Origin of the sequence: Nonomuraea dietziae, from assembly GCF_014195505.1 — a bacterium.
GTDB classification, from domain to species: domain Bacteria; phylum Actinomycetota; class Actinomycetes; order Streptosporangiales; family Streptosporangiaceae; genus Nonomuraea; species Nonomuraea roseola.
Genome location: NZ_JACIBV010000001.1, coordinates 8,482,104 through 8,501,332, shown reverse-complemented (window position 1 = coordinate 8,501,332; position 19,229 = coordinate 8,482,104). Strand labels below are relative to the sequence as shown.

The 19,229-nt window shown below is 72.0% G+C and carries 20 protein-coding genes; 8 read left to right on the top strand and 12 right to left on the bottom strand.

All coding sequences use genetic code 11. The features are described 5' to 3' along the window. Nucleotide 1: 1 nt before the first annotated feature. Nucleotides 2-181 carry a hypothetical protein gene (locus FHR33_RS40400; RefSeq protein WP_183659295.1) on the top strand — a complete coding sequence of 60 codons (180 nt, stop codon included), beginning with the start codon at nucleotides 2-4 and terminating at the stop codon, nucleotides 179-181. 16 nt (nucleotides 182-197) lie between these two features. Here the strand turns inward: FHR33_RS40400 and FHR33_RS40395 are convergent, their stop codons facing one another. Together FHR33_RS40395 and FHR33_RS40390 are read right to left on the bottom strand one after the other, a co-directional pair. Beyond that, nucleotides 198-1,127: a cation diffusion facilitator family transporter gene (locus FHR33_RS40395; RefSeq protein ID WP_183659293.1), complete on the bottom strand. Its 930-nt coding sequence runs from the start codon at nucleotides 1,125-1,127 to the stop codon at nucleotides 198-200. A gap of 11 nt (nucleotides 1,128-1,138) precedes the next feature. Continuing rightward, nucleotides 1,139-1,312: a hypothetical protein gene (locus FHR33_RS40390; protein ID WP_183659291.1), complete on the bottom strand. Its 174-nt coding sequence runs from the start codon at nucleotides 1,310-1,312 to the stop codon at nucleotides 1,139-1,141. On the opposite strand from FHR33_RS40390, the gene FHR33_RS40385 reads away from it, so the two are divergent. Genes FHR33_RS40385 through FHR33_RS40375 form a run of 3 tightly spaced genes read left to right on the top strand, consistent with a single transcriptional unit; the run spans nucleotide 1,311 to nucleotide 3,920 of the window. After that, nucleotides 1,311-1,769, top strand: coding sequence for a MarR family winged helix-turn-helix transcriptional regulator (locus FHR33_RS40385; RefSeq protein ID WP_183659289.1), 459 nt, complete (start codon nucleotides 1,311-1,313; stop codon nucleotides 1,767-1,769). The two genes, FHR33_RS40390 and FHR33_RS40385, sit on opposite strands and share 2 nt — an antisense overlap. Nucleotides 1,770-1,785: 16 nt before the next feature. After that, nucleotides 1,786-2,430: an LppX_LprAFG lipoprotein gene (locus tag FHR33_RS40380; protein WP_183659287.1), complete on the top strand. Its 645-nt coding sequence runs from the start codon at nucleotides 1,786-1,788 to the stop codon at nucleotides 2,428-2,430. Continuing rightward, nucleotides 2,427-3,920: an MFS transporter gene (locus FHR33_RS40375; protein WP_183659285.1), complete on the top strand. Its 1,494-nt coding sequence runs from the start codon at nucleotides 2,427-2,429 to the stop codon at nucleotides 3,918-3,920. The genes FHR33_RS40380 and FHR33_RS40375 overlap by 4 nt, the downstream gene beginning before the upstream one ends. Here the strand turns inward: FHR33_RS40375 and aspS are convergent. Continuing rightward, nucleotides 3,871-5,124, bottom strand: coding sequence for an aspartate--tRNA(Asn) ligase (aspS, locus tag FHR33_RS40370; RefSeq protein WP_183659283.1), 1,254 nt, complete (start codon nucleotides 5,122-5,124; stop codon nucleotides 3,871-3,873). The genes FHR33_RS40375 and aspS overlap by 50 nt on opposite strands. Nucleotides 5,125-5,473: 349 nt before the next feature. Here aspS and FHR33_RS40365 point away from each other — a divergent pair, with 349 nt between their 5' ends. Together FHR33_RS40365 and FHR33_RS40360 are read left to right on the top strand one after the other, a co-directional pair. Further along, entirely contained in the window at nucleotides 5,474-5,923 is a 450-nt protein-coding gene (locus tag FHR33_RS40365; RefSeq protein WP_183659281.1) for a DUF6220 domain-containing protein, read from the top strand. Beyond that, nucleotides 5,920-7,803: a multicopper oxidase family protein gene (locus tag FHR33_RS40360; RefSeq protein WP_183659279.1), complete on the top strand. Its 1,884-nt coding sequence runs from the start codon at nucleotides 5,920-5,922 to the stop codon at nucleotides 7,801-7,803. The genes FHR33_RS40365 and FHR33_RS40360 overlap by 4 nt, the downstream gene beginning before the upstream one ends. 3 nt (nucleotides 7,804-7,806) lie before the next feature. On the opposite strand, the gene der is transcribed toward FHR33_RS40360, so the two are convergent. From der to FHR33_RS40340, 4 genes are all read right to left on the bottom strand, one after another. Next, entirely contained in the window at nucleotides 7,807-9,231 is a 1,425-nt protein-coding gene (gene der / locus FHR33_RS40355; RefSeq protein ID WP_183659277.1) for a ribosome biogenesis GTPase Der, read from the bottom strand. Nucleotides 9,232-9,267: 36 nt separating this feature from the next. Next, nucleotides 9,268-10,020: a (d)CMP kinase gene (gene cmk, locus FHR33_RS40350; protein WP_312895958.1), complete on the bottom strand. Its 753-nt coding sequence runs from the start codon at nucleotides 10,018-10,020 to the stop codon at nucleotides 9,268-9,270. Nucleotides 10,021-10,155: 135 nt separating this feature from the next. Next, on the bottom strand, nucleotides 10,156-11,532 hold the full coding sequence (locus FHR33_RS40345) for a carotenoid oxygenase family protein (protein ID WP_183659275.1): 1,377 nt from the start codon (nucleotides 11,530-11,532) through the stop codon (nucleotides 10,156-10,158). Beyond that, entirely contained in the window at nucleotides 11,529-12,149 is a 621-nt protein-coding gene (locus FHR33_RS40340) for a TetR/AcrR family transcriptional regulator (RefSeq protein WP_183659273.1), read from the bottom strand. The genes FHR33_RS40345 and FHR33_RS40340 overlap by 4 nt, the downstream gene beginning before the upstream one ends. An 85-nt stretch (nucleotides 12,150-12,234) precedes the next feature. Here FHR33_RS40340 and FHR33_RS40335 point away from each other — a divergent pair, with 85 nt between their 5' ends. Beyond that, a complete protein-coding gene (locus FHR33_RS40335; protein ID WP_183659271.1) occupies nucleotides 12,235-13,068 on the top strand; it encodes a glycosyltransferase family 2 protein in 834 nt (277 codons plus the stop codon). Nucleotides 13,069-13,107: 39 nt separating this feature from the next. Continuing rightward, nucleotides 13,108-13,302 (top strand): DUF2795 domain-containing protein, encoded by a 195-nt coding sequence (locus FHR33_RS40330; protein WP_183659269.1) that lies wholly within the window; start codon nucleotides 13,108-13,110, stop codon nucleotides 13,300-13,302. Here the strand turns inward: FHR33_RS40330 and FHR33_RS40325 are convergent. The 5 genes from FHR33_RS40325 to scpB form a co-directional block, all read right to left on the bottom strand. Further along, nucleotides 13,289-14,431 carry an NAD(P)/FAD-dependent oxidoreductase gene (locus tag FHR33_RS40325; RefSeq protein ID WP_183659267.1) on the bottom strand — a complete coding sequence of 381 codons (1,143 nt, stop codon included), beginning with the start codon at nucleotides 14,429-14,431 and terminating at the stop codon, nucleotides 13,289-13,291. The two genes, FHR33_RS40330 and FHR33_RS40325, sit on opposite strands and share 14 nt — an antisense overlap. Nucleotides 14,432-14,473: 42 nt before the next feature. Beyond that, the gene (locus FHR33_RS40320; RefSeq protein WP_312895957.1) at nucleotides 14,474-15,565 is read right to left on the bottom strand and encodes a prephenate dehydrogenase; all 1,092 of its coding nucleotides are present in this window, start codon (nucleotides 15,563-15,565) and stop codon (nucleotides 14,474-14,476) included. Next, nucleotides 15,562-15,921: a chorismate mutase gene (aroH, locus tag FHR33_RS40315; protein WP_183659265.1), complete on the bottom strand. Its 360-nt coding sequence runs from the start codon at nucleotides 15,919-15,921 to the stop codon at nucleotides 15,562-15,564. Before aroH ends, FHR33_RS40320 begins: the two co-directional genes overlap by 4 nt. 66 nt (nucleotides 15,922-15,987) lie before the next feature. Then, entirely contained in the window at nucleotides 15,988-18,102 is a 2,115-nt protein-coding gene (locus tag FHR33_RS52975; protein WP_312895956.1) for a pseudouridine synthase, read from the bottom strand. Beyond that, nucleotides 18,099-18,698 (bottom strand): SMC-Scp complex subunit ScpB, encoded by a 600-nt coding sequence (scpB, locus tag FHR33_RS40305; RefSeq protein WP_183659263.1) that lies wholly within the window; start codon nucleotides 18,696-18,698, stop codon nucleotides 18,099-18,101. The genes FHR33_RS52975 and scpB overlap by 4 nt, the downstream gene beginning before the upstream one ends. Between the last annotated feature and the right edge of the window lie 531 nt (nucleotides 18,699-19,229).

Genomic DNA, 19,229 nt, shown 5'->3' with positions numbered 1-19,229 from the left:
CGTGTTCTACAAGAAGCCGCTCGAGGAGCGCATCGCCGACCGCGTGGCCCAGCGCAAGCCTCTCGAAGAGGGCAAGCACTTCGAACACGGTCCGGCCAAGTTCGTCTTCGTCTTCCTGATCGCCGCCGTGGTGCTGATGCACTTCGTGGGGTTGGCGGTCGTCATGCACTTCTACGCCTAGAAGGCCCGTTCCGCCGTCACTCGCCTCTCCTGTCGGCGCGCGTGGGCGTCGGGTCCAGGAAGACCTGGACGATGCCGGGGTAGCGTTCGCGCAGGCGCCTGTCCACCTCGTCGCAGGCGATCTCCAGGCCGGCCGCGCTCGCCTCGTCCCTAGAGTCGATCTTCGCGGCCACCATGAGCCGCCCCGGCCCTAGCATCATGGTCAGCAGCTCCACCACGTCCTCGACCTCGGGCTGAGCCAGCAGCGTCGCCCTGATCCGCGTCTCCATCCCGCGCGGGGCGGCCTGCCCGATCAGCAGCGACACGTTGGCCGCGATCAGGTTGAGCGCGATCGCCAGCAGCAGCACGCCGATCACCACCGAGGCCACGCCGTCCCACGCAGGGTTGCCCGTCAGCTGCGCGCCGAGCAGCCCGAGGGCCGCGATCACCAGCCCCGCCAGCGCCGCGGAGTCCTCGAACAGCACCGCCTTCAGCGCGGTGTCCGACGTGCGCGCGACGTAGGCGCGCCGGCTGACCCCCAGCCACCCCGCCTCGGCGCGCACCTGCGACATCGCCTTGCGCCACGAGACGGCCTCGATGACGAACGAGACGGCCAGCACGAGGTAGGACAGCGTGAGGTCGGACAGGTTCTCCCCGTGGGAGATCGTGTGGAAGCCGTGGGTGATGGAGAAGCCCGCCCCGCCCACCAGGGTGGCGCCGGCGGCCATCAGCGCCCAGACGAACCCCGCCTTGCCGTAGCCGAAGGGGTGGCGGCGGTCGGCAGGTTTTCCGCCGCGCCGTACGGCCACCAGCAGCAGCACCTCTGTCACGGTGTCGGCGGCCGAGTGCGCCGCCTCGGAGAGCATCGCGGCCGAGCCGCCGACCAGGCCCGCCACCAGCTTGGCCGCCGCGATGGCCAGGTTGGCGAGACCGGCGACGACGACCGTCCCCATGGACTCCTCCGCCATGACAGATCACTCTACGTGGCGGAATAGGGGAAACCGGCGAGGAGTTCTTGCCGGAGGGCGACCATGTGGCCGTCGCCGTGGCGGACGTCGGCAGGCGCGCCGAGCAGCACGCGCACCTCCCCCGCCGGCGCCGTCCGGACTTCGACGAGGTCGTCCAGGTCGCTTGAGAGGTAAGTTGAGATCATGAGCACGCCCCGCTGGCTTACCACGACAGAGCAGCGCGCCTGGCGTGCCCACCTCGCCGTGCACAAGCTCCTGTCGCACCGCCTCGACAGGGAGCTGCACGAGTTCGGTCTGTCCCTGAACGACTACGAGATTCTCGTGAACCTGTCGGAGAGCCCCGACAAGCGCATGAGGATGAGCGACCTGGCCGACGCCACGATCCAGTCGCGCAGCCGCCTGTCTCACCAGATCTCCCGCATGGAGGCGGCGGGGCTGGTGTCCAGGGAGGACTGCGCCGACGACCGGCGCGGCACCTTCGCCGTGCTGACCGACGAGGGGTGGGCGACGATGCAGCGGGTCGCCCCGCATCATGTGGCCAGCGTCCGCGACCATTTCGTGGATCTGCTGACCGACGACCAGCTCGAAGCGCTGGAGCGGGCCTACACTCCCATACTCGAACACCTCAAGAGCGTCCGCTGAGCGCTACGATCCGGGCATGCCGCGAAAGCTCCTCCCCGTCGTCCTCGCGCTGGCGGTGACGGCCTGCTCCAGCCAGAAGGCCCTGCCACAGGGCCCCGAGCTGGTCACCAAGTCCGCCGAGGCGATGAAGGCGGTCACGAGCGCGTCGTTCGCGATCACGACGGACGGCGCGCCGAAGCTCCAGCTCAAGAAGGCCGACGGCAGGCTCACCGCCAAGGGCGACGCCGACGGGACCCTCCAGATCTCGATCTTCGGCAGCCTCCAGGAGTTCAGCTTCGCCATGATCGGCGAAACCGTCCACTTCAAGGGCTTGACGGGCGGCTTCCAGACGCTGCCCAAGCAGGCGCTCATGGCGGGGGTCGGCTACGACCCCTCCACGCTCCTGCATCCGGACAAGGGCGTCTCGACCCTGCTGCGCGGGCTGGTCAAGCCGGTCACCGAGGCTGAGGAGGACGGCTCCTACCGGGTCGCGGCCACCTTCCCCGGCAAGACGATGGGCACGCTCATCCCCGGTGTCACCACCGACATCAACGGCAAGCTCTGGGTCGACGCGGCCTCCCACCGGCTCAACAGGATCACCCTCCCGCTCGAGGGCGGCTCGGTCACCGTGACGCTGACCGACTACGACGCGCCCGTCACCGTCACCCCTCCCGCCGGATGAGCCTGCGCCGCAGCGTCGCGCTCGGGGTGGGCGGCACCGCCGTCCTGCTGGCCGCGCTCGACGCCTACGTGGTCGTCACCGTCCTGATCGGCATCGCCCAGGACGTCGGCGTCCCCGTCAACCGCCTGGAGCGCGTCACGCCCGTGGTCACCGGGTTCCTCCTGGGCTACGTGGCCGCGATGCCCCTGCTCGGCCAGCTGTCCGACCGGTACGGCAGGCGTCCCCTCATCCACGTCTGCCTCGCCCTGTTCGCTCTCGGCTCGGTCCTGACCGCGCTGGCCGTCTCCCTGCCCATGGTCGTGGCCGGCCGTACCGTGCAGGGCGTCGCGGGCGGCGCGCTGCTGCCGATCACGATGGCGCTGGTCGGCGACCTGTGGCAGGACCGCGAGCGGCCCGTCGCGCTGGGCGCGGTGGGAGCCGCCCAGGAGCTCGGCAGCGCCCTCGGCCCGCTGTACGGCGCCGTCGTGGCGCTGTTGCCCGCCTTCCAGCTGGCCGGTGTGGAGCTGGGCGGCTGGCACGCCATCTTCTGGCTCAACGTGCCGCTGGCGGCCCTCGCGGCGTACGCCGTGCAGCGGACCGTCCCCTCCTCCCCCGTCAGAGAGGGCAGGGTCGGCGTGACAGGCGGCGCGCTGCTGGCCCTCTCGCTCGGCCTGCTGGTCGTCGGCCTGTACAACCCCGATCCCGCCAAGGCCGTGCTGCCCCCGTGGGGCTTGCCGCTGGTCGGCGCGGGGCTGGTCGTGGCGGCGGCGTTCGTGTGGTGGGAGATCCGCTCGCCCGTCCGCCTGCTCGACCTCACGGGCCTGCCCAAGAGGCCGCTGCTGGCCACGCTCGGCGTCAGCTTCCTGTCGGGCGCCGCGCTGCTGGTCACGATGGTCTTCGTGCAGCTGTCCGCGCAGACGTTGTTCGGCGCCGACGCGCTGGGCGGCGCGCTCACCCTGGCCTGGTTCCTCGGCGCGCTCGTCGCCGGCGCGCTGCTGGGCGGCCCGCTCACCAGCCGGTACGGCGAGCCGCCCGTCATGGTGGCGGGCTTCGCTGTGGCCACGGCGGGCTTCTGGCTGCTGTCGGGTTCGCTGACGGGCCCGCTCGACCTGGTGGTCGCGGGGGCCGGGCTCGGCCTGGTGATCGCGCCCGTCTCCTCGGCCGCGCTGCGCGTCATGCCCGCCGCCCAGCACGGCGTCGCCTCGGCGGCGGTCGTGGTGGCCAGGATGATGGGCATGCTGATCGGCATCGCGGCGGTGTCGGCGTGGGGCTTCTACCGCTTCCAGTCGCTCACCGCCGACCTCGACACCCCGCTGCCCGTCGGCGTCGACGCGGCCACCTACGCCAGGCAGCTGGCCGCCTACACCGAGCAGGTGCGGGCGGCGCTGCGGGTGGAGTACACCGAGATGTTCGTGGCGACCGCCGCGCTGTGCGCGCTCGGCGCGGCGGTCGCCCTCCTGGTCAGGGCGCCAGGCGGTGCAGGTCGCGAGGGAACAGCGTCGCCGACCTGACGTTGGCGGCCCCGGTCAGCCTGGAGGTCCATCGCTCCAGGCCGATCGCGAAGCCGCCGTGCGGCGGCATGCCGTGCGCGAAGGCCGACAGGTACCCCTCGTAGGGCTCCGTCCGCTCGCCCAGCACCGCCAGGTAGTCCTCGTACCGATGCAGCCGCTGGCCGCCGGTGACCAGCTCCAGCCCTCTGAACAGCAGGTCGAAGCCGTTGGAGTGACCTGGCCTTCCGGGGTCGGGGCTGGTGTAGAAGGGGCGCTTGGCCATCGGGTATCCCGTGACGAACAGGAACTCCGAGCCGTGCTCCCTGCGCGCCCACTCCGACAGCCACCGCTCCTGCGCGGGCGACAGGTCCAGCTCGTCCTCGCCGGTCATCTCCTGGGCCTCGGTGAAGTGGATCGAGGGGATCTCCTCCGGCACCTCGGGCGGCGTGAGGCCGAGGGTGGTGAGGGCGGGGGCCGCGCGGCGCCGTACCTCCTCGGTCATTCCCGCGAGCGTCTCCCTCAGCACGGACATGACGTCGCGGTGGTCGCGCACGAACCCCAGTTCGGCGTCGAGCGAGGTGTACTGCGCCAGGTGGCGGGCGGTGTCGTGCGGCTCGGCGCGGAAGACGGGGCCGACCTCGTAGACCCGCTCGAACACCCCGACCATCGCCTGCTTGTAGAACTGGGGCGACTGCGCGAGATAGGCGGGCCTGCCGAAGTAGTCGATGCCGAAGACGTCGGCGCCCGACTCCGTGGCCGAGGCGACGATCTTCGGCGTGTGGATCTCGGTGAAGCCCAGGCCGTCGAGCGCCGACCTGAACCCCGCGACGCTCGCCGCGGCGATCTCGAACGGCGCGCGCAGCGCGGGATGGCGCAGCGCCACGGGCGCGTGGTCGAGGATCGTGGGCAGCGCGGCGGGGACCGTGGGCCTGTAGAGGTCGAAGGGCGGCGCCTTCGCGGGCTCGGCCAGCACGGCGAGTTCGGGCGAGGTCAGCTCGACGCCGCCCGGCGCCTGCGGGCTGAGCGTGACGGTGCCCGTCACCTCGACCACGCTCTCCTCGACGGGAAGTTCCCCCGAGCAGACGGCCTGGGTCAGGCCCGTGCGGTCGCGCACGATGAGGAAGGAAACCGATTTCAGCAGCCGACGGCGGTGAACCCACCCCGCGACCTTCACTCGTTGTCCGGCGTGCTCCGCGAGCTCCGCCGAGAGGACACGAGAGATCATCACAACTCCTTGAGCCGTATGATCCCTTGGGGACGCGGGGGAGAAGGGGACTCCCGGTGCCACCGCGCCTTCGCCGCCCTCGCGGACGGCCTCACACGACCCTGTGACGGAGGTCAGACCGGCGGGGCATTTCCTCCCCGCACTCAGGAGTGTCTTCGCCCGGGTCGTCGGGTCCGCCTTCACAGCTTCCGGCGGCTCTCTCGGCCCTCCGAGGCCCGGGTTACTCGTCTCCCTCGACGTGTTGGCGCAGATCATACACGCGTTACAGAGCGGGTGAGTATGGGGCTACTCATGCGCGAGGACCGGTCCGCGCTCAGCATGGGGAGCACCGATCCCTGAGGAGCACGACATGCGCAAGGTCCTGGTCGTCTTCACCGTGATCCAGCTCGCCCTCGTGGTGCTGCAGTTCTACCTGGCCACCTACGGCGCGTTCGAGACGCCCGAGCCGGCCGACCCGGAGACCGCGGCGATCGGCTGGCACGTCATGAACGGCTTCATGGTCATCCCCGCCGTCTCGCTCATCGCCACGATCGTCGCGGCCGTCGCCCGCGCGCCCGGCAGGCTGATCGGCCTGTGCGTGGCGCCGATCGTGCTGGTCGCGATCCAGATGTTCGTGCTGTTCCCGCTGGCCGAGCTGGCTGGGGCGACGATGGAGAGGACCACACCCGGCAGCCTGTACGTGCTGGGCTTCCACGCCATCGTCGGCGTGCTGATGCTGGGCGCGGCCATCTCCGCGTGGCGGGGCGCGCAGGCGCACGCCAGGAACGCGGCGGGCTACCAGGCCACCGAAACGGTGTGAGCGCGGCAGCGCTGATCGCGCTCGACCGGATCCTGGTCATTCTGGTCGCCGTTTCGTGGGGCTTTGCGGGAGGCCACCTGCTGGTCTTCCGCGCAGCCGTCAGGGAAGGCCGTGGCGCGGCCCGCCGCGCGGCCGGGTGGTCGGCGGCGCTGGTGGCCCTCGCCCTGCTCGCGACGGCGGGCAGGCTGGCCACGACCGTGGCGCTCGCCGGGCACGGCTGGTGGTTCGCCGCGGAGAAGGCGCTGCTGGCACTGCCGCTGCTGTTGCCGCCCGCGCTGGCCGCCGCCGTGCTCTCGCTGCCGCGACTGCTGCGCGGCCACTTCGGCCCGCTCACTCTGATCTTCCCGCTCACCTCGGCCTACGCGGCGGCGGCAGGGGTGGTCGTCGCGCTGGGGATGGGCTATCCGCTCTCGCCGTACCTGTCGGTGGTCCTGGCGCTGGCCGTGCTCGGCGGAGCGCTGGCCACCTGGCGGATGCTCACCCGCACAGGACCTCCCGGGCGCGCCTGGCGCGTGGCGGGAGCCGTGGTGGCGCTGTCCGCGCTGGCCTGGAGCGGGCTGTCGATGTGGAACGCCCGCCTTCCCTCGTCGCTGCGGCTGGCCTCGGCCGGCTCCGTGGACGTCACCGCGCTACGCGGGCCCGCCGACGCCGCCCGCGTGCGCCGCTTCACGCTGACCGCCAGGCCCGCCGTGATCAAGCTCGCCTCCGGGCGCGGCGTCGAGGCGCTGACCTTCGACGGCCGCTCCCCCGGCCCGCCCCTGCGTGTACGGCAGGGCGAGACGGTCGAGGTACGCCTGCGCAGCCTGCTTCCCGACAGGGGTGTCACCCTGCACTGGCACGGCTACCACGTGCCCAACGGCGAGGACGGTGTGCCCGGCCTCACCCAGAACGCGGTGCGCGAGGGAGGCGAGTTCGTCTACCGCTTCCGCGCCGACCAGCCTGGCAGCTACTGGTACCACACCCACGAGACGCCCAACAGGGCCCTGCAGGCGGGGCTGTTCGGCATGTTCACCGTGGACCCCGTGACCCCCGAGGGGTTCGACGAGCCCGTCGCGCTGCACACCTTCGGCGGCGCCCTCACGGTGGCGCTCGCGGACGCGCCTCCCGCCGACGGCCTGGCCACCAGGACCCTCTCCCCCGGCACGCCGGTGCGGCTGCGGGTGGCCAACACCGACAACGCCCCGCACACGCTGGGCGTCAGCGGCGTGCCGTACCGGATCGCGGCGGTGGACGGCCTGCCCGTGACCGGCCGCATCCTGCGGGACGAGCGCGCCCAGCTGGCCGCGGGCGGCCGCTACGACCTGGTCTTCACCATGCCGTCGCGCCCCGTGCTGATGTCGGCGGGCGCGGCGGGACTGCTCCTGACCCCGGGTGTGGGCGCCGCCCCCGCGCCCTCCGCTGGTCCGCTGATCGACATCACCCGGTACGGCTCGGGCGGCACCGAGGCGCCCCGGCGCTTCGACCGCTCCTACACCTGGGTGCTGGACCGGCTGATCGCGCTGCGCGGCGGCGTCCCCAGGCTGTCACACACCGTCAACGGACAGGTTTGGCCCAGGGTGGCGCCCGCCCTGGTGAAGCAGGGCGAGTGGATCCGCTTCACCGTGGTGAACCGCGGCGGCGAGCCGCACCCGATGCACCCGCACGGCCACCACGTGCTGGTGCTCTCACGCGACGGGGTGAAGGCCGCGCCGATCTGGATGGACAGCTTCGACGTCGGCCCCGGCGAGGTGTGGGAGGTGGCGCTCAGAGCCGGCAACCCCGGCGTGTGGCTGGCGCACTGCCACGAGCTCACCCACGCCGCCGAGGGAATGACGCTGCACCTCGCCTATGACGGCGTGCGCAGCCCCTTCGCCCTCGACGGCCACAACCACCCGGAGTGAGGGCTACTTCTTCGGCGCCTGTCCGCCCTTCCGCTTCTCGCGGATCTTCATCGTGACCTCGATCGGCGAGCCCGCGAACCCGAACTCCTCGCGGATCCTGCGCTCGATGAAGCGCCGGTAGGTGTCCTCCAGCCAGCCCGAGGTGAACAGCACGAACTTCGGCGGCTCGGTCGAGGCCTGGGTGGCGAAGAGGATCTTCGGCTGCTTGCCGCCGCGCACGGGGGGCGGCGTCTGCTGCACCAGCTCGGTGAGGAAGGCGTTGAGCCTGGCCGTCGGCACCCGGGTGGACCAGGAGTCGAGGGCCTTCTCGATCGCCGGCACCAGACGGTCCATGTGGCGGCCCGTCTTGGCGGAGATGTTGACGCGCAGCGCCCACGGGGTGCGGACGAGCTGCCTGTCGATCTCCCTCTCCAGGTAGTAGCGCCGGTCCTCGTCGACCAGGTCCCACTTGTTGAAGGCGACGACCATCGCCCTGCCCGACTCGATGACCAGGCCGATGATGCGCAGGTCCTGTTCGGTGAGCGGCTCGCTGGCGTCGATCAGCACGATCGCCACCTCCGCCTTCTCCAGCGCGGCGCGGGTGCGCATCGCGGCGTAGAAGTCGGCGCCCTGCAGCTCGCGGTCGCGCCTGCGGATGCCCGCGGTGTCGACGAAGCGCCAGGTGGTGCCGCCCAGGTCGATCAGCTCGTCGACCGGGTCGCGGGTGGTGCCCGCCATGGGGTCGACCAGCACCCGCTCCTCGCCCGCCAGCTTGTTCAGCAGGGAGGACTTGCCGACGTTGGGCTTGCCGAGCAGCGCCACCCTGTGCGGGCCCTTGGCCTCGCCGAAGGTCTGCTTGGGTGTCTCGGGCAGCGCCTCGAGGACCACGTCGAGCAGGTCCCCGGAGGAGCGGCCGTGCAGCGCGGAGACCGGGTAGGGCTCGCCGAGGCCGAGCGACCACAGCGACGTCGCCTCGAGCTCCATCTGCTGGTTGTCGACCTTGTTGGCGGCCAGGATGACCGGCTTGCCCGAGGAGCGCAGCACGCCGCCGACGATCTCGTCGGCGTCGGTGGCGCCCACGACGGCGTCGACCACGAACAGGATCACATCGGCCAGCTCGACCGCGATCTGGGCCTGCTCGGCGATGCGCAGGTTCATGCCCGTCGCGTCGGGGTCCCAGCCGCCGGTGTCGACGACGGTGAAGCGCCGCCCGCGCCAGGTCGCGTCGTAGGTGACGCGGTCGCGGGTCACGCCCGGCACGTCCTCGACGACCGCCTCGCGACGGCCGATGATGCGATTGACCAGCGTCGACTTGCCGACGTTCGGCCGCCCCACGACGGCGAGCACGGGCAGGGCTACCGCCTCGTGCTCCTCCTCGTCAGTGGAGATCTCCATGTCGGCGAGCTCGGCCTCGATCCAGCCGGCGTCGTCGTACTCCCCCGTAGTCACTGTTCTCTTCGTTCCTTTGAGTACCGCACCTGATCGTCAGGCGCGCTCGTGTATATGGTCGCGACCGCTTCGGCGCTCGTTGGCATCGGATCGAGCCTCGCTCTCTCCCGCCGAGCTCCTTCGCTCCGTGATCAACCTCAGCACCTCCGCGATGACCTCTTCCAGGTTCAGCGCGGTGGTGTCGAGCTCGACGGCGCCATCCGCCATCGAGAGAGGGTCGGTCTTGCGTGTGGAGTCGAGGGTGTCACGCCTGGCCATCGCGGCCTGCTGCGCCTCGACCGTGGTGCCGTTCGGCTCCGCGGTGCCGTTCAGCTCCGCCGTACGGCGGCTGGCCCTGGCCTCGGCGCTCGCGGTCAGGTAGACCTTGAGCGTCGCGCCGGGGGCGACCACGGTGCCGATGTCGCGGCCTTCGACCACGATGTCGCCCGAGCCGATGATCTCGCGCTGCAGCGCCACGAGCCTGACCCGCACCTCGGGCACGGCCGCCACCAGCGAGACTGCGGCGGTCACCTCCTGGCTCCTGATCGGGGCCGCCACGTCGACGCCGTCGACGTGGATGGTGGGCGCGTCGGGGTCGGTGCCCGAGTCGAGCGCGGGCTCGCCCGCACGTGAGGCGATCGCCGCCTGGTCGGACAGGTCGACGCCCCGCTGGAGCATCCACCACGTGATCGCGCGGTACATCGCCCCTGTGTCCAGGTAGCGCAGACCGAGCGCACGGGCCACCCCGCGCGACGCGCTCGACTTACCCGACCCCGAAGGACCGTCCATGGCGACGACCAGACCGCTCACGGCCTTCTCCCTTTTCACGTTTTCCCAACCTCAAGAGGCTACCGCCTTGGGACCACGGGATTGGACGCCCGGCCTGCCCTCGGCCGGACGTCCGGTCTCCGGCGTGAGCCGGTCGGGAAGCTCCGAGGGCGTCTCTCACTGTCCTTCGGTGTCGGGGATCCAGCTGCCGTGGAAGCCGAGCGGCACCCGCGCGGGCAGGTGGACGGTGGCGACGGGCTCGCCCCTGAAGTCCTGGGCGGACAGGATCACCAGGTCGGTCGCTCCCCTGCGCGGGTCGTTGACGAAGGCCATCACGTAGCCGTCGTCCTCGGCCGCGCTGCCCTCCGAGGGGACGAACACCGGCTCGCCCACCGCCGAGCCTCTGCCGAACGTCCGGGTCTCCTGGGCTCCGCGTGGCAGGTCGTGCTTGATGAGCGCGTTGCCGAACGCCTCGTCGGGCAGGTCCTCGATGCCGGTGTCGCCGGGGTAGGCGACGTCGACGTAGTCGTGGGAGGCGGCGGCGTAGCCGTAGCGGTGGGGCAGCGAGGTGAGCCGCTCGTCGGCCCTCGGGAACTCCTGCGCCCTGTCGTCGAGCCTGGTCTCGCTGACCTTGCCCGAGACGGTGTCGAGGGTGAACCTGTCGAGCGTCGGCTGGCCGCCCAGGTCGAGCCGGGCGTCGACGAACCGCTTGGGATAGCGCACGGCGTCGATCACCACCTGGTCGCCGTCGTCGTAGGCGTTGAGCGTGTGGAAGATCCAGCACGGCTCCACCTCCAGCCAGCGCACCTGCCCGCCGTCCCTGGGCAGCAGCCCTATGCGCGCGGGGTGCTCGTCGTTCCAGCTGTACGGCAGCGGCGCCCCCTTGGCCGCGTGGTCCATGCTGAAGGTGACGGGCAGGTCGTAGATCACCACGTAGCGCTGGGTCAGCGCGAAGTCGTGCACCATGGGGGCGTCGGCGATCGGGATGTCGGTGGTCCTGCTGACCCTGCCCTGCGGGTCGAGCACGACGTGCTGGTGGTGGTCCCAGCCGAAGTAGTAGGCGACGGCGTGCAGCTCGCCGGTGCGCGGGTCGAGCTTGGTGTGGGCGGCGTAGCCTCCGGGCAGCGTGCCGCCGAAGTCGCACGGGCCCACCGTGTCGAGCTCGTAGGTCAGCTCGTACGGCCTGGCCCCCGCCTCCACGGTGGCGAACGTCCGGCCCGCGTGGCCGATGACGTGCGTGTTGGGGGCGAAGTCGAAGTCGGCGTGGACGGCGCCCTTCCTCGGCTCCTCGCCCAGCCTGCGGGCCGTCGCGGCGTTGCGGACCCACCTGTTGCGGTACCACTCGGCTCTGCCGTCGCGCAGCCGTACGCCGTGGACCATGCCCTCGCCGAGGAACAGGTGGGCGGCGTTCGGGTCGTCGAGGTCGAAGGGGTTGGGGCCGTTGCGCAGGTAGCGGCCGTTGAGCTCGGCGGGGATCCGTCCTGTGACGGGCAGGTCGAAGGCGGTGATCTCCTCGGTGACCGGGGCGAACCCGTCGCGGTAGGGCGTGGTCATGGGGGTGTCCTCTCCTCGGAGGTCTGGAAGGCTCGGATGAGGGAGCGGCAGAGCAGCTTGTGGCGCTGCTCGGCCTGCTCCCCAGTGAGATGGCCCGACAGTTCGAGGCTGGTGGCGCCGTGCGAGGCCATCCACAGCAGGTCGGCGATCTCCTCGGCGGTGCCGCCGCGCAGCCGTCCCGCTTCGAGGCAGGCGGCGACGTGGGCGGTGAGGATGTCGAAGGTCCTGCGCGAGCACTCCAAGGCCTCGCTGCTCGGCACGAAGCCCTGCAGGGCGCCCTCGAACATCACGCGGTAGTAGTCGGGTTCGGCCAGCGCGTAGGCGCGGTAGGCGGTGCCGCACTCCATCAGCCTGACCAGAGGGTCGGGGTCGTCGCTCGCGGCCAGGAGCCTGCGTTCGAACCTGGCGAAACCCTCCAGCCAGAGCGCCTGTACCAGGCCGTCCTTGCCGCCGAACAGGGTGTAGATCACCTTGGTCGAGCAGCCGACGGCGGCCGAGATGCCCCGAACCGTCAGCGCGCTCGCTCCCTCGGTGACGAGCAGGTGGGTGGCCGCGTCCAGGATGGCGGCCCGCACGGCCTCCTGTCCCGCCTCTTGCGCCCGCTGGTAAGCCGTCATCGAGGTAACACCGTTTCTACGTGGTAACGCCGTTACCACCTGTCTACGCCGTTCTCCCGCCCAGGTCAAGGGGTAAGGACCGCGAATGGAAGAAGCGAGGACGACGATCGTGGTCGCCACCAGGAACAGGCGCGAGACGCTGGAGCGGACGCTGCCTCTGCACGCCGGGCCCGTCATCCTCGTCGACAACGGCTCCACCGACGGCACCCCCGATCTCGTGCGCAGCCGCTTCCCGCACGTGCGGGTCGTCGAGGCGGGCCGCAATCTGGGCGCCCCCGCCCGCAACGTCGGGGTGAAGCTGGCGCGCACGCCGTACGTGGCCTTCGCCGACGACGACTCCTGGTGGGCGAAGGGCGCGCTCAACAGGGCCGCCGACGTGATGGACGCCCATCCCCGCCTCGCCGTACTGGCGGGAAAGGTACTGGTCGGGCCGGAGGAACGCACCGACCCCGTCAGCACCCTGATGGCCCGCTCGCCGCTGCCAGGCTCGGCGGGACCCGGCGTCCTGGGCTTCCTGGCCTGCGGCGCGGTGGTGCGCAGGACGGCGTTCCTCGAAGCGGGCGGCTTCGACGACGTGATCTTCTTCTTCGGCGAGGAGGAGCGCCTGGCCGTGGACCTGGCCGCGCGCGGCTGGGAGCTGGCCTACGTCGAGGAGGTCGTCGCCCACCACCACCCCTCCCCCGCCCGCGACCCCCGCGCCAGGCTGGCCCTGGCGGCGCGCAACGCGGTGCTCACCGCGGTGCTGCGCCGTCCGTGGCCGGTGGTCACGCGCACGGTCCTGCGGACCGCCAGAAGCGGAAGTCCAGGACGGCAGGGGCTGCGCGACGCCGTCCCGCGGCTGCCGCGGGCCCTCGCGCGCCGCCGCACCCTGCCCCGAGCCGTCGAGAACGCCCGTGAGCTGCTGGAACGCACGTCGTAGGTGTTTAGCCGCCGCGCGAGTCTGGGTAGGCGAGAGGCCATGAGCAACTCACCGAATCCGATCGAACTGCAGAAGCACCTGTCCGGCGTGGACTACCCCGCCAGCAGGGACGACCTGGTCAAGACGGCCAAGGAACAGGGGGCCGACCAGGAGATGATCAAAGCGTTGCAGTCCATTCCCGACCGCGAGTACGACGGACCCAACGCGGTCACCCAGGCGGTCAGCCAGAGCTGAGCTTGAGCGCGGCGGCGGGAATGAGCCCCCGCTTGAGCAGCTTGAAGGAGTGGATCGGGCTGCCGCTGACCATCTCCTTGTACATGATCGCCCAGCGGCCCCTGAGCCAGCCCTTCCTGGGGGTGTCGTCGGCCCTGACGAACTGGATGACCGCGTCCCTGCGGCCCAGGCTCACGGGCTGGTGGAAGTAGCCGAACCTGAACGGCTTGGGCGTCCTGCCGCGCACCTCGTCAGCGAGCGCGCCGCCCGCGTGCAGCCCGGTGGGGATGCCGCCCTGGCAGGTGCCGTGCATCACCCCGAAGGGCTGGCTCACCGCGGCGGCGTCGCCGACCGAGTAGACGTCGGGGTGGGAGACCGAGCGCAGCGCGGCGTCCACGACGATCCTGTCGCGGGCGTCGACGGTGAAGCCGGCCTCGCGGGCCAGCGCGAGGCCGCGGGTCCCCGCCGTCCAGAGAGTCGCGACCGAGTCGATCAGCTCGCCGCCTTCCAGCTCGACGGCGTCGGGCAGCACCTTCACCACCTGGGTGTCCTGGCGGACCTCGACGCCGAGGCGGCGCATGGCGCGCTCGGCGTGGGCGCGGGCCCTCGGCCCCATCATCGAGCAGGGACGCCCCCTGCTGAGCAGCACCACGCGCAGCCGCGGGTACGCCTCGGCCAGCTCGGTCGCCGACTCGACGCCGGTCAGCCCGCCTCCTGCGACCACGACCGTGCCCCGCCGCGTGGAGCGCAGGCGCTCGGCCAGCGCCACGGCGCCCGCGTGGTCGTCGTAGCGGAAGGCGTGCTCGCCGACGCCCGGCACCGACACGTCGGTGACGGTGCCCAGCGCGTAGACGAGTTTGTCGTAGGCGAGCACGCGCCCGCCGCCGAGCCGTACCTCATGGGCCTGAGGATCGATGCCCTCGACCCAGCCCTGGACGAAGGCGACGCCTGACCCGGCGAGCACGTCCTCGATGGAGTGGTCGGCGAGCCGCTGGCCCGCCGCCGTCTGGTGCAGCCGCAGCCGCTCGGTGAACCTCGGCGACGCGCTGACCAGCGTCACCCTGCCGCCGTGGCGGCGCGACTTCCGCGCCGCCCTGATCGCCGCCGCCATGCCGGTGTAGCCCGCCCCTAGAACCACGATTCTCGTCATGCCATCCAGACGTATCGAGCGACGCCCGTTGTGACATCGCCCCTAGGGCAGCTGCCATCCGCGGTCGCGCAGAGCCTGGTTGAGCACGGCCACGGCGTCGGGCTGCACCGACAGCTCCGCCAGGCCGAGCGGCAGGCCGGGGGCGTGTTCGAGGCGCACGTCCTCGACGTTGACCCCCACCTCGTCACAGATCTGGAAGAGCCGTGCCAGCTGGCCTGGACGGTCGCCGATGACGACCTGCACGACGGCGTAGGCCGCGGCCGGACCCCCGTGCTTGCCTGGAATCCTGCCGTGCCCCGCGACACCGCGCTTGAGCAGCTCGGTGACCTCGGGGCCCGCGCTCTCGTCGCCCTGCGCCAGCGCGCGCAGCGCGGTGGCGGCCTCGGACAGGTCGCGCGAGACGGCTTCCAGCACCTCGGCCACGGGAGCGGCGTTGCCCGACAGGATGCCGAGCCAGAGGCCGGGGTCGCCGCCCGCGATCCTCGTCACGTCGCGCACGCCCTGCCCGGCCAGGCCCAGCGCCACGTCGGAGGCGTCGGCCAGGCGCGCGGCCACCGCGGAGGCGGCCACGTGCGGGGCGTGGGAGACGACGGCGACGGCCCTGTCGTGGTCTTCGGCGGCCACCTCGACCGCGTTGGCGCCGCACAGCTCGATCAGCCGCAGCACCGCCTCCCTGGCCGCGGCGGACGCCTCGTCCGTCGGGCACAGCGCCCACGGCCTGCCGAGGAACAGATCGCCCCTTGCGGCGCCCGGGCCCGCCTTCTCCCTGCCCGCCATGGGGTGGGAGGCGACGTAGGTGCTCAGGTCGCAGCCGAGCGCGGCGGCCGCGGCGATCGGCCTGGCCTTGACGCTGGCCACGTCGGTGTAGAAGCGGGCGGCGCCGAGCTGTTGCAGACCGCGCAGCTCGCTGGCCACGTGGTCGGGCGGAACCGCGACGACCGCGAGGTCGACGGGGTCGCCAAGGCGCCACTCCTGGCCCGCGCCCATCTCCCTGGCCAGCCGTACGGCGCCCAGATCGCGGTCGGCCAGGAGCACGGTCACGCCGCGCTGGCGCAGCGCCAACCCGATCGACGTGCCGACCAGGCCGGTGCCGAGAACGAGAACGGTGTCGAGCTTCACCGGATCGATGGTCACTGCGCGATGTCCTGGCGTAGCACGGTCGCGCCGCGCAGGTAGACGTGCTGGATCTCCGCGCGCGGACGGTCGGTCTCCACGTGCGCCATCAGCCGCACCACACGGGGCAGCGCGCCCGGCACGCCGATCTCGGTGCAGCAGATCAACGGCACCTCGTGGAAGCCGAGCTTGCGCGCGGCGAGGGCGGGGAACTCCGCCGTCAGGTCGGGCGTCGCGGTGAACAGCACGCTGATCACATCGTCGGTGGTCAGCTGGTTGCGCTCCATGACCGCCGCCACCAGCTCGGTGGTCCCACTGATGATGGCGTCGCGGTCGTTGGCCTCGACCTGGATCGCCCCGCGGATCGCCCGCACCATGTCACATCCCCTTCATATGGTTCGGAGCCCGCGCACGGTGTGCGCGGGCTCCTCCGTCCGGCCAGATTACAGCTTGACCGCCGCGTAGAGGTCGCCGACCTCCTTGAGGCTCAACGCCCTGATCGTTCCCGGCTTCGTACGGCCGAGCTTGACCGGACCGAACTCGATCCTGGCCAGGTCGATCACGCGGTGACCCGCCTCTTCCAGCATGCGCCTGACGATGTGGTTGCGGCCCTCGTGCAGCACGATCTCCACCAGCGCCTGCTGCCCGTGCTCCTGCACGATCTCGAAGTGGTCGGCCTTGGCCAGGCCGTCCTCGAGCTCGATGCCCTTCCTGAGCCTGCGGGCCAGGTCACGCGGGATCGGGCCGGGCACCTTCGCCCAGTACTTCTTCTGCACGCCGTAGCTCGGGTGCGTCAGTCTGTTGGCCAGCTCGCCGTCGTTGGTGAGCAGCAGCAGACCCTCGGTCTCGGTGTCGAGCCTGCCCACGTGGAACAGGCGGGGCGCCAGCTCCTGCGTGAAGTCGGCCAGGCACGGACGGCCCTGCGGGTCCTCCATCGTCGAGACGACGCCGATGGGCTTGTTCAGCGCGTAGTAGACCAGGTCGGGAGCGGTCGGGATGCGCTTGCCGTCCACGTGGATGACCTGCGCCGCGGGGTCGACCTTGGCGCCGAACCTCCTGACGACCTGGCCGTTCACGGTGACGCGACCGTCGCCGATCATCTCCTCGCACGCGCGCCTGCTGGCCACGCCCGCCTGGGCGAGCACCTTCTGCAGCCGCACGCCGCCGGGCACCTCGGTGGTGTCGCGCTCGTCGGTGTAGCCGTCGGGGAAGAAGTCACGGTCGCGCATGGGCTGGCGGGAGGTCTTGAAGACGTCCTTCTTGCCCTTCGCGCCACTGCCGATCGTCTGCACCCTGCCGGTACGGCCGGCGGGCTCGCTCCGCTTGGGCGCGGGACGGCCGATCGTCTGCGGCTCCTCGCGCCTGCCGTAGCGGGCCCTGGAACCGTCGTCGCGCCTGCCGCCCCTGTCGGCCTTCAGCCCGCTCCTGTCGTCACGCCGCGCCTGACCACCACGGTCGTCGCGGGAACCCTGACCACCACGGTCGTCACGGTAGGCGGGGGCGCCGCGGTCGTCGCGCTGCGGCTGACCGCCGCGGTCGTCGCGTCCGCTCTGGGGGCCGCGGTAGCCCCCGCGGTCGTCGCGGAAGCCTCCACGGTCGTCGCCGGACGTCGCGCGGTCGTCGCGGAAGCCGCGGCTGTCGCCGTAACCGCCGCGGTCCTGGCGCGCGCCACCGAAGTCGCGCCGCTCCCTGAACCCGCCACGGTCGCCGCCGCGCTCACCGGCTCCACGGCCGCCGCCCGGGCGGTCACTCGCGCCACGGTAGCCGCCGCGCTCGTCACCGCTCCTGCCGTAGCCGCCGCGCTCACCCTGGCCGCCACGGAAACCGCCCTGGCCACCATGCTCACCCTGGCCACCACGGTAGCCGCCCTGGCCACCGCGCTCACCCTGGCCACCACGGAAACCGCCCTGGCCACCGCGCTCACCCTGGCCGCCGCGGTAGCCGCCCTGCCCTGATCCACGGTCGTCGCGGAAGCCGCCGCCCTGGCCGGCTCCGCGCTGGAAACCACCCTGGCCGCCGCGCTCCTCACGGAAGCCGCCGCCCGCGCCACCGCGCTCGGCTCCACCTCGGAAGCCGCCGCCCTGGCCATCGCGGTCACCGCGGAAGCCGCCGCCCTGGCCGCCACGGTCGTCGCGACCGGGGCCCGCGGGCTTGCCGTACCTGGCGCGCGAGCCGCTGCGGTCGGCGCGCAGGGAGTCGCGGCCGGGGCCGAAGTCGCCCCTGCTGTCGTCGCGGCGGGCGCCACCACGGAAGTCGTCCCGGCGAGCACCGCCGCCGGACCCCTCCCTGCGCGCGCCGCCGCCGAAGTCGTCACGGCGGGAAGACCCGCCGAAGTCGTCACGGCGGGGGGCCCCGCCGGTGTCGTCACGGCGGGGGGCGCCGCCGAAGTCGTCGCGACGGGGTCCGCCGCGGTTGTCGTCGCGACGGGAGTCGCGCCTGTCATCGGAGCGGAAGGCGGGACGCCCGCTCGCGCCGCCCCTGGGGTTTCCGCCCCGTGAGCCGCCGGTGCGTCCACGACCGCGTCCATCACCGGACGGGGTGCTGCGCCTGTTGATCACTTCGTTGTCTCCTCAAGGTTTTCCACGTCGTCGGGCAGGAAGGGCGCGAGCTCAGGTAGCTCGTCGATGCTCTTCAGGCCCAACCGCTCCAAGAAGTAGGAGCTTGTCCGGTAGAGCACTGCCTGGCTCTCCGGGTCGGAGCCGGCCTCTTCGACCAGCCCCCTGGCGACCAGCGTCCGCATGACGCCGTCGCTGTTGACGCCGCGCACGGCGGCGACTCTGGCGCGGCTGACCGGTTGCCGGTAGGCCACGACCGCGAGGGTCTCCAGCGCGGCCTGGGTCAGCCGTGCCTGCTGGCCGTCGCGGACGAACCGCTCGACCAGCGGGGCGCAGTCGGCGCGCGTGTAGAACCGCCAGCCGCCTGCCACCTCTCTCAGATCGAAACCCCGTCCGGCGTCGGAGTATTCCGCCGCGAGCGCGCGGAGCGCCGTCTCGATCTCGTGTGTGGGATGTTCGAGCACCTGGGCCAGCGTGATGGCGGCCACGGGTTCGTCCACGACGATCAGGATCGCCTCCAGCGCCGCCCGCAGCTCGGGCCCTCGCTCGGGTCGCGCCCCGTCGTCGGAGGGCTCCTGGGTGCCGTCGTCGAACCCCATGCTCTCCTCTGGACGGCCGGTGGAGGCGCCTCTCTCGTCCCAGGAGAAATCCCCCAGGACGGCGGCCCCCTCCCTCTGACCGTCGCCGGAGCGAGGGCGACCCGCCGAGGGAACCTCGAAGGCGGCAGACCGCCGCCCGTCGGAAGCCGCCGCCGCACGACCCGCCCCACCCGCGGAGTCCACCCTCTCGCGAGCCGAGGCCCCGGAAGCCGAGGTTTCGGAAGCCGAGGCCCCAGAAGGCGAGGTCCGGGAAGACGACGTCCCAGAAGACGACACCCCGGAAGGCGACGTCCCAGATGCCGACGTCTCGGGAACCGACGTCCCAGAAGCCTGGGTCTCGGAAGCCTGGGTCTCGGAAGCCGGAACTTCCGAGGCGCGGTCAGTGTCGGTGGTCGCCGGCTGGGGGGTCGTGGGGCCGTCGAAGGGCGCGGTCTCGAAGGTCTCGGATTCCAGTTCCTGGGCAGCCTCGGAGGCCGCGGTCTCGCGGGTGAGGTCTTCCTGCGGCTGGCCGTCCACCGAAGGTGACCGGTC

Excerpts from the sequence above, each read along its gene's own strand:
- FHR33_RS40345 (WP_183659275.1), bottom strand. The coding sequence starts at position 11,532 with ATGACCACGCCCTACCGCGACGGGTTCGCCCCGGTCACCGAGGAGATC.
- FHR33_RS40390 (WP_183659291.1), bottom strand. The coding sequence starts at position 1,312 with ATGATCTCAACTTACCTCTCAAGCGACCTGGACGACCTCGTCGAAGTC.
- FHR33_RS40395 (WP_183659293.1), bottom strand. The coding sequence starts at position 1,127 with ATGGCGGAGGAGTCCATGGGGACGGTCGTCGTCGCCGGTCTCGCCAAC.
- FHR33_RS40340 (WP_183659273.1), bottom strand. The coding sequence starts at position 12,149 with ATGACGGCTTACCAGCGGGCGCAAGAGGCGGGACAGGAGGCCGTGCGG.
- aspS (WP_183659283.1), bottom strand. The coding sequence starts at position 5,124 with ATGATCTCTCGTGTCCTCTCGGCGGAGCTCGCGGAGCACGCCGGACAA.
- FHR33_RS40335 (WP_183659271.1), top strand. The coding sequence starts at position 12,235 with ATGGAAGAAGCGAGGACGACGATCGTGGTCGCCACCAGGAACAGGCGC.
- scpB (WP_183659263.1), bottom strand. The coding sequence starts at position 18,698 with ATGGGGTTCGACGACGGCACCCAGGAGCCCTCCGACGACGGGGCGCGA.
- FHR33_RS40385 (WP_183659289.1), top strand. The coding sequence starts at position 1,311 with ATGAGCACGCCCCGCTGGCTTACCACGACAGAGCAGCGCGCCTGGCGT.
- FHR33_RS40380 (WP_183659287.1), top strand. The coding sequence starts at position 1,786 with ATGCCGCGAAAGCTCCTCCCCGTCGTCCTCGCGCTGGCGGTGACGGCC.
- FHR33_RS40365 (WP_183659281.1), top strand. The coding sequence starts at position 5,474 with ATGCGCAAGGTCCTGGTCGTCTTCACCGTGATCCAGCTCGCCCTCGTG.
- FHR33_RS40375 (WP_183659285.1), top strand. The coding sequence starts at position 2,427 with ATGAGCCTGCGCCGCAGCGTCGCGCTCGGGGTGGGCGGCACCGCCGTC.
- FHR33_RS40330 (WP_183659269.1), top strand. The coding sequence starts at position 13,108 with ATGAGCAACTCACCGAATCCGATCGAACTGCAGAAGCACCTGTCCGGC.
- aroH (WP_183659265.1), bottom strand. The coding sequence starts at position 15,921 with ATGGTGCGGGCGATCCGCGGGGCGATCCAGGTCGAGGCCAACGACCGC.
- FHR33_RS40325 (WP_183659267.1), bottom strand. The coding sequence starts at position 14,431 with ATGACGAGAATCGTGGTTCTAGGGGCGGGCTACACCGGCATGGCGGCG.